This is a genomic window from Natronococcus amylolyticus DSM 10524 (assembly GCF_000337675.1).
Classification (GTDB): domain Archaea; phylum Halobacteriota; class Halobacteria; order Halobacteriales; family Natrialbaceae; genus Natronococcus; species Natronococcus amylolyticus.
In genome coordinates this window covers 62725-70766 of the sequence record NZ_AOIB01000030.1, presented here as the reverse complement: position 1 = coordinate 70766, position 8042 = coordinate 62725, and the positions used below count along the sequence as shown (strand labels likewise).

Sequence of the window (8042 nt, the reverse complement as noted above, 5' to 3'; positions counted from 1 at the left end):
AATTCATGCACTACTACAACCGCCAGAGACCGCACCAAGCTCTCGACGGAAAGACGCCGATCGAGGAGGTGCAGAACTAGACAGTGCCACGAAGGCAATACTAGCAGTTCTCATTTCATTTTGAATATTATTCGGCTCTCCGACAATGGGTAGCAACGCGTGAAACGGCTGCTGAAAGAACAGTGCATGAGCAAAATAAAGGAATCCTATACTCACACAGACTATGACTATTACTGAAACCAGTGAAGGAATAACCTCAGCGCCACCAGGAAACACAGGGATGAGGAACTTTGTGAAGGCGTAGATGATAGAAGGAATTGCTAAGACGCCACCAAAACGTCTTGGAGGTGTTCCCGCTGGTCCCTTCCCTTGCCTGTATTGCCCCCAATATGATAGTCGTTGGAGTGTTCGAAGCCAGTAGAGACCTGTGAAAATCATGAACACTCTACTGTAAAGTGACTGGATATTTGTTGCAGCGAACCCAAGAGTAGTGAAGTCCCCTACGAATACTGGGCCAACTATACTAACCGATCCTATCGCCATTCCAATGATACAGGTAATAAGAATAATCATTCCTTTGCCTTCACGAAGTGCAGTGCCGAGCCCGATCACATGTTCATCAAATAAATCCACAATCTGAACGTCAGACTGTCTTCCTCCTGATTCCGAAACAAGGAGATACACACCAGCTATGAAGATCAAAATCTCCAGAAGAGGAGAGAATCGCAAAATCAGTGTGATGACATATCCTGTTAAAATGCCAAAAATAGTCAGTACAGGCATGATAGCTATCCGTTCTTTTCCTGATTCACCGTATGCGAACAAAGTGTAAATAAGGGCACAAAGTAAGCCGACAATCATGGTAGCATCCCCCAAGAGTAGAACGATTGGGTCTCCCCCCGGAAAGGCATAATCCCTCAGAACATAACCAAGAGCGACAGATCCAGTGCTAAGAGCGGCTATTGGTTGGGCCCATTGAGGTGCTTTTGTAAGTCTTGGAGTAACCCAGATACCCAAATAAAATAACACACTGATCTCTATAGCGAGAAGGACCGCATCCAGCAGAGGTGTCAATACAGTTCCTAGAATTACAAGAGCTATCGGACCAAGAAAATCAACATACGAGAGAAGCTCTAGTACCCAACGGCTGAAACGGACTCCTGCTGCAACAACAAGCACAAGAATCGCTACATAGTATCTGTTATTGAGAAAGGTACTCCAATACATAACTCTAGTTTGATAACTATTTATATGAAGTTGCCTTTCATCAAGCCTATGGAACAAGGGCTACTAAGGCGATGCATTCTTCCCTTATTGATCGTTGTGACTTTATTTTTGTTTGTAATTACAATCTGCTGGAAGCCATGTATTCAGAGGTGAAGCGTACGTGCCGTTATTGAGGTTTTCCAGGAAAACAGGGGTAATATAGTTGGACTCGTAGTCAGGAAGGTAGCTCTCACCGTTTGTCGATTTCATCATTTGAAGTCTGTGAAGGGGAGAGAGTACAGTTCCAAGTTATTCCACCAGAGGCTCGCCGCCGAAAGAACAGGCTATTAGCGGACTTCGAAACTGGAATTGGCTTAAAGTTCGCGCCGTATGGGATATTCTAAGAGTGGCTAATGGGTATCTGACCCAAATCCGGGTCCACTGATTGTAGTAGAATCTGGAAGTTTTTGCACTACGGACTAACAGAACAAGCCGCTATCTGTCGGTCAGTATTAGCTCATTAGTAGCTGTGAGCAAAGACTTCTGGAGAGTACTATAATCCCTGGTGAGAAAGAACCCAACGGTATTGAGACGCGGTCAAGAGCACACCTAACGAGGGGCTTTGGCTCTTCGGTACATACTCTTCGACTTCCGTAAGCGAAGCCGATGAACTTGGGGTTGGTCGTATCATACCCTATGACCCGACAGTGACAAAAACAAGTAGCTCGCAGCGGTAGCCACATACTGATGGCCAACCCTAGAAAATACCGATGTGGACGCTGTTATCTTCGGAACTGTGCTCGTGGTCGCGGTGTTTCTTCCGAAAAAATTAGTTAGGAAGGAGTCTCGATAAAGCTGAAATCGGTCTCCATATCGCTCTTTATGCTGAAAACGACAGTCAGACATTCGTCCTCTCGAACTGGGAGAGTGGAGAAGTTGATGGTAGAGTGATTGCCGTTTTTGCTGAGTAGTGTCTCCCGAATGTCGTTGTCTCGGTCAGGATCGAAACGGTTTCGCGAAAGAGGACGAATCGTCTGTTGGTCCTCAATCCCGCCAATTAGCAACGTCGTATCGTTTTGTATCTCTTTAGTGATTTTATCGGCCAACTCGTCGTTGTCGATGCCGCTAAACCAGTCTCGTGACTTGTACTCAATGATGTTTCCTTCTTCTGGTATGACTACACCTTCTGCATCGAGGTTTTCAACACATTTTTCGCCCAACTGGTCGAAGAAGTGTGCTTCGGGGCCATCAAACCACTCAGCAGCGGTGTCGAAAATAACGTGCGAGATGATATTCGCCATCGTATCCCCCGTGTTGAAATTCGAGATGATATCATAGAGTTCGTTCAGACGCTCAAAATCGCCACTAGCCTTGTTATATATGAGGAACGGGCCAATGGTCTGTGGCTCTTCAGTGAATCCGGATCCGACGTGGTACAGCCGAGTTTTATCACCGCTGATGAAATTCGAGAGGAGTTCCAGTCGCCAGCCCGCCGAAAGGTCGATGAAATTGTCCGCGAAAATGATGTTGAGTCTGTCGTGTTCTTTCTTTAGAAGGATTTCGCTGTCTAGCCCTCTCGTTACCTTCGAATTGTAGTCGGTGATGCCCCCATTCCACAACCCCAGTGACTCAGTGAGGTCCGCGTACTTTGTCCGGTAAGTCTGGAGGTCATAGTAGATATTGTAGAATGTTTGTAAGAACTCGTCTACAGTCTCGTATGAGCGGCGGCCCAATTTCACTTGGTTAACCGGGAACTCGTCCCCGTCCGGGAACCGTAGAATGTCCGAAACGAGGGTATGTGACTCCTCCAGTAGGAACTTATGTACAAATTCATCACGGGAATACTGGAAGATACTAGTTGCATCTTTTTGATGGGTATATATTTTTATATCACCCGCTTCCTCAAAAGCGATTTCCTCCGGTTGAAGCCCCAGCCACTCGGAAAAGGACTTCGTGTTCTGGTTACGCTCAAAGTGATAGGCAGTGAGGCCATCGCGCTCTCTCTTGAACCGGACGTACTTGTCCACATTATCCGTATCCAGCAAACGCTCAAGAACATCTGCTTCCGTCGTTATTGTCTTTTCTTTGGAATCAGTATGACAGATAATGACCGAGTTGGCCACGACAATAAGAATAGCGTACTTTCCGGGCTTACGAGCCGAAGTATAAAGGCTATCACAGAAGTTGTTTATGAGCGACGAGTCGAACACCTCCGGTGGATCAGGATAGTTTTCAAGGAGGTGTGAAACCCACATATCCGGGTTGGCATCCAAGTCGAGATCGAATTCTACAGAACTAGATTTAGTCTGGCGATCGAGACCCTTTATTACATCAAGGACGTTCCGTGCCCTCACCTCGCTGTCAAGCGTCCGCTCAGTAATCTCAGTGCCCTGAACCTCTTTGTAGCGAAGATAAACAGGGTCTGGATCGGTATTGGCGATGCGAGTTTGACCCATGGATATAACCAACAAATCAGAGCTGGGGCATAATGTTTTCTGAACATCGTGTTTCCAGAAATTGGCAATTGGATGAAATGTGTAGCGATGATATTTCAAGACGGTTCACAACAGGCTGGACCGCGCATCTATCACTTGGGCAATCTCGGCGCAGTCGTTTCTTAGGCCACGTTTGTAGTCGCGATTTTGCTCCGGTGGGAAAACTGGTGAAGTGATTTATTTAATCCGGTATTCTCATCAATGGCACGTAACGATTGAGGGATAAGGTGCTTACTCGTTTCCCCCTAAGGCAATCAAACGTCGAAATTCTAATGGTTAAAGTCCAAGTGGCTATTAGTAGTTTTATTCTCGTCCAGAGTTACTATTTTCACACACGATTTCCAGGAGTTCGCTATGTAGACCCGGATGATTTTCTTCGAGAACAGCGACGTCTTTTTCCAGTGTCTCTAATTTTGTCCGGATACGACTCACGACTCGATATCGGTAATTATCCGAGACGTCGGCATCTCCGGAAAGGATCTCACGCTCACGCTCGGTAAGCAGTCCTCGATATTGGTCATCAGCCATCTCTGGCTGTTGGTTTTTCGTCGCCATTCATTACTGTACTCAGTGTCTACCTCCAAATAGTTACTGGATGCAGTATCGTGACTGGATACAGTTACCTTTATGTGACCGTATGTAGTAACTTCTGATAGAGATCGAGGGTAGCCGAGAAACGCTTGGCCGGCTGCGCCAACAGCCGACCTCGGTCTGAGCCTACAGACCAATGTCAATTCAACCACGCACACCCGAAACCGTTTCGGCTCGCAGTCGCACCGACCACCCCAACTACCTCCTCGTCGGTATCGACACCAAGGACGCACACCACGTCTACCGAACCACTGACGAAACCGTCCACGTCATCCACGACGCCGACCGAACCTGCCGCTACGACCTCGGCACCCACAACCAACGCATCTACGACTGGATCGAGTACGTCAAAGCCGAACGCGGCTTCACCACACAACACCTCTACTCGAGCCTCTCCTCTGCATTCTCCAACGGTGACGACCAATGAAAGTCGCCACTACCCCCATCCAACTTCTTCAAGGATTCCCAGTCGGTCCCCAACCCACTGCGTGCCAACACTGCGGGGACACCCTCCAAGAAGGCGACCGCGCGACCGTCTTCGCCGCCCGCCCAGCCGACGCAGACCAGTGGGCGATCCATCGCCCCTACTGTCCGACCTGCAGTCCCGATACCATCCGTCACCCAACAATCGGCTGTACGGAACTCCTCGCACAGTGCCGACTCGGCACCCGCGCTGATCTGGCCACCCAGCAGACCCGACTGGTCGTCCTCGAGCCCGAACTCACTGACTCGAGTCCCCCGACCAACAGGGCCACCGACCCACGGGCGATGCCCGTCCCATCTCGGTGAGATCCCTGCCACACACTCGCGCCGACAGCCCCTGAGCCACTGCGCTCGGCTGTCCGCACTCTCCACCGTCGCCTCCAGGACTCGATGGCACGCCACCCCACTCGCCAGTCAGCACGCTCCCAGCACACACTCGGACTCTCACTCGAGGTGAGCCCACCGTGACCGACGCGGGACTCACACCCACACAACAGCCGCCGCTCTCACCAGCGGCCAGCCTCGAGATCGATACCGACCCAGTCTCCGAACTCTGGGCCCAGCTGTTCGACCAGCAGTCGATTCGAGATCGATTCATCCGCGCCGTCCGTCGGTTCGCCGACGGCCGGACTGTCCCCGAGTGTTACGGGGCACTCGAGGACCAGCAAATCCCCTACTGGTTGCGCTCACGAATACTCGAGGTCGCCCGCGGCAACCGACGAGAAGCCTGGCGACTCGCGGCCGACCTCGTGCCAAACCTCGGGCAGGGGCATGCGAGTCTCGAGGACCTGTTCGCGACTGCCGAGTTCTTCGCCACCAACGTTGCCGACGACCAGCCACCGACGCTCACAATCACAATCGACCGCGCGTTCGAAGACGCCCCACGACGAAAACGCGAGTCGGTCTGTCGACTGCTGGCCGTCCTTGCGACCGGCTTCGATATCCGCGTCGTCGCGAGTGGCCGCACTCAGCACTGGCTCGCTCGAGAGCACCGCGAAGAACTGCCCGGCGTGAGCGAGTGGCGAGAGACACACCATCCAAGTGGGGACCAAGTTGAGCGAGCACTCGAGGTACTGGACCCAGACGGCCGCAAGGTCGAACTCCTCCGACAACTTGAGGATGAACCCGCCCAGACGCTCTCGAGGCACGCCCTGCGAGCGATGCACGACGTCGACCGCAGTCGAATCTCCCAACTGCTGGTCTCCGAGCAGAACTCACTCACCGAGCTTGGACTCATCGCAGAGTTCGGCCCCGCCGACGATCGGACTGTCGAGTTGCTCGAGGCTGGCCGACAGCTACTCGCCACGCTCGACGCCCAAATCGGTCGGCAGCAGGAACTGACCGAGGCCGTGAGCGACACCGGAACATCCGACCAACAGTGCCGTGTAACCCCGCGCACACGAGGGGAGGGGGATGACGGCAGTACAGACAGCAACCCCTACCGGACGGCCTACCTTGACCGTCCAGGGCACGCCGGCGCCGTTGGCTGTGGGGAAGCCGGCGATATCACTCTCGTCGAAGCGCCGTTCGAGGATCAAGCAGACGCTCCGGATCACACTCGGTATGTGAGCTTCGACGGCGATCGGGAGGAAACCGTGGTCGCGGTTCGGGCCAGTGGGCCCCTGCAGTACGTGGTGAGTCTCGCGACGGCGTTAGCCTCGCCGCGGTTGGTCAACCGAGTCCTCACCGATAGTCGCCTCGAGTCGTTGGAAGATCCGCCGGCGATTCTTCGGGATGCTCGCTGTATCGGCGGGCTCTCGGATGAGGCTCTCGAGGATCCCGAAACGCTTCGTGAAGCCTTCATCGAATGGGGAACTGAGCTCGAGGACCTTACGGCGAAACTCTCAGCCGGCGAGTACGAGGATCGCAATCGGTTCCGTGGATCGATCATGCGGTTGGCTCATGGTCTTGCCGGGTCGATTATCCATCTCTTCGATGCTCTCGAGATTGGCGTCACTCGCGAACTCAGAGTACCGTCCGGACTCGACACGAACTCGCTGAAGGAACTCGCTACCACAATCAGCATTGCGACGGCAATTCAGTCGAAATACGGTGCGTTCGCCTGCTACCGCCAGCTGTTCGAAGCTCGCGAAGAGAAGCGCCAAAGCGCACTCTCGCCAACCGTCGACGCCGATGACCCACTGGGGACGCTCATTGGCTCCATGGTCGTTCGCGGAGAAGACGTCCACCGACTCCGCCTGAAACTCGAGCAATCACTCGAGACGCCAGCAGCGCTCGCTGAGGGCGCTCCAGAATTTGCAGTCCGTGTTTCCCTTTCAACGGTCGACCGGGCGGCTTACGCATCGGCTGTGACGCGAATCCTGCAGTCCAAGAACTTGCGACTGACTCGAGAGATCGTTTCGTTGCTCCACGCGTTGACCGGCTCGCCGTACGCCGCTGCTCGAGCACTGCAACAACTCGCCGGCGAGGACGAGAGACGAGAACTCCGGCCGGACGAACTCCGCTGTGCACTGGGAACGCTCGAGCCTGAGCAGTTACTCTCCGATCTCCCACCAGCAGTTGGCCGAATCGTTCACACTCTTCTCACCGCTGAGAGTCGGCTCTCACAACGTGAGCTTGCTGACCGAGCAGACGTCTCGGCACGGACGGTCCGGAGCTATCGCGACCGACTCGAAGCGCTCGATCTCATCTGTGTCGACGAAAACGGATACCGTCTGGCGCTGTCGTTTCAGACGGCTACTGAACGTCACGACCCTGTTGTTCCGACCCTCCTCGAGGAGAACCAGACGCTCCTCGATGCAGCCGATGCATTGCTCGAGACGATTCTCCCACCAGATCGCTACGGCGATCCCGACGATCCGCTCGGGAATGTGCTGTTCTGGCCACCGGATCCGTTACGAGTACTTAAGCATCCAATGGTCGGCTCATGGATGCGGTTAGCCGCTGCGCTCACTGCAAGAGGGGTCAATGAAAATAACCAGACCGTACAAATGGGTCCACAGCTCGAGCAGCAAGCGCTTTGGTGTACAGTCGACTAGGATTCAGACCACCTCTCCCCTCTCTGGAGTTACTGTGGATCTGCTCCGGTGATATTTCGATAATCTGCCGCGACCCCTGACGACCGATGTGGGTGATCCGATAGAACGTTTGCCGACCGTCTCCATTCTCTGGTGCTCCCGTTCGTGCGATCAGCCCAGCATCGATGAGTTCACCGAGGGAGTAGGTGAGATCGAATCAGGGTTCTCCGAGAACACCAGCCAGTTTGAGCGCCAGCCAACTTTTTGAATCGCAAATCCATTCGTTGAG

Annotated in this window: 6 protein-coding genes; 4 read left to right on the top strand and 2 right to left on the bottom strand. The window is 53.4% G+C overall.

The window, feature by feature from the left end; all coding sequences use genetic code 11:
• The coding region (locus C491_RS22610) for an integrase core domain-containing protein (RefSeq protein ID WP_005557093.1) at positions 1 to 80 on the top strand (80 nt) is incomplete at its 5' end.
• Between the two features lie 1959 nt (positions 81 to 2039).
• On the opposite strand, the gene C491_RS15180 is transcribed toward C491_RS22610, so the two are convergent.
• A complete protein-coding gene (locus tag C491_RS15180) occupies positions 2040 to 3662 on the bottom strand; it encodes a CoA transferase family protein (protein ID WP_005557846.1) in 1623 nt (540 codons plus the stop codon).
• A 766-nt stretch (positions 3663 to 4428) separates the two neighbouring features.
• Here C491_RS15180 and C491_RS15175 point away from each other — a divergent pair.
• Together C491_RS15175 and C491_RS22010 are read left to right on the top strand one after the other, a co-directional pair.
• Positions 4429 to 4719 carry a hypothetical protein gene (locus tag C491_RS15175; protein ID WP_005557844.1) on the top strand — a complete coding sequence of 97 codons (291 nt, stop codon included), beginning with the start codon at positions 4429 to 4431 and terminating at the stop codon, positions 4717 to 4719.
• Positions 4716 to 5081, top strand: coding sequence for a hypothetical protein (locus C491_RS22010; protein WP_083909363.1), 366 nt, complete (start codon positions 4716 to 4718; stop codon positions 5079 to 5081). The genes C491_RS15175 and C491_RS22010 overlap by 4 nt, the downstream gene beginning before the upstream one ends.
• Positions 5082 to 5461: 380 nt before the next feature.
• Here C491_RS22010 and C491_RS23790 read toward each other — a convergent pair whose 3' ends face one another.
• Positions 5462 to 5941: a hypothetical protein gene (locus C491_RS23790; RefSeq protein ID WP_005557842.1), complete on the bottom strand. Its 480-nt coding sequence runs from the start codon at positions 5939 to 5941 to the stop codon at positions 5462 to 5464.
• On the opposite strand from C491_RS23790, the gene C491_RS15170 reads away from it, so the two are divergent.
• Positions 5936 to 7774: a winged helix-turn-helix domain-containing protein gene (locus C491_RS15170; RefSeq protein ID WP_005557840.1), complete on the top strand. Its 1839-nt coding sequence runs from the start codon at positions 5936 to 5938 to the stop codon at positions 7772 to 7774. The two genes, C491_RS23790 and C491_RS15170, sit on opposite strands and share 6 nt — an antisense overlap.
• Positions 7775 to 8042 lie beyond the last annotated feature (268 nt).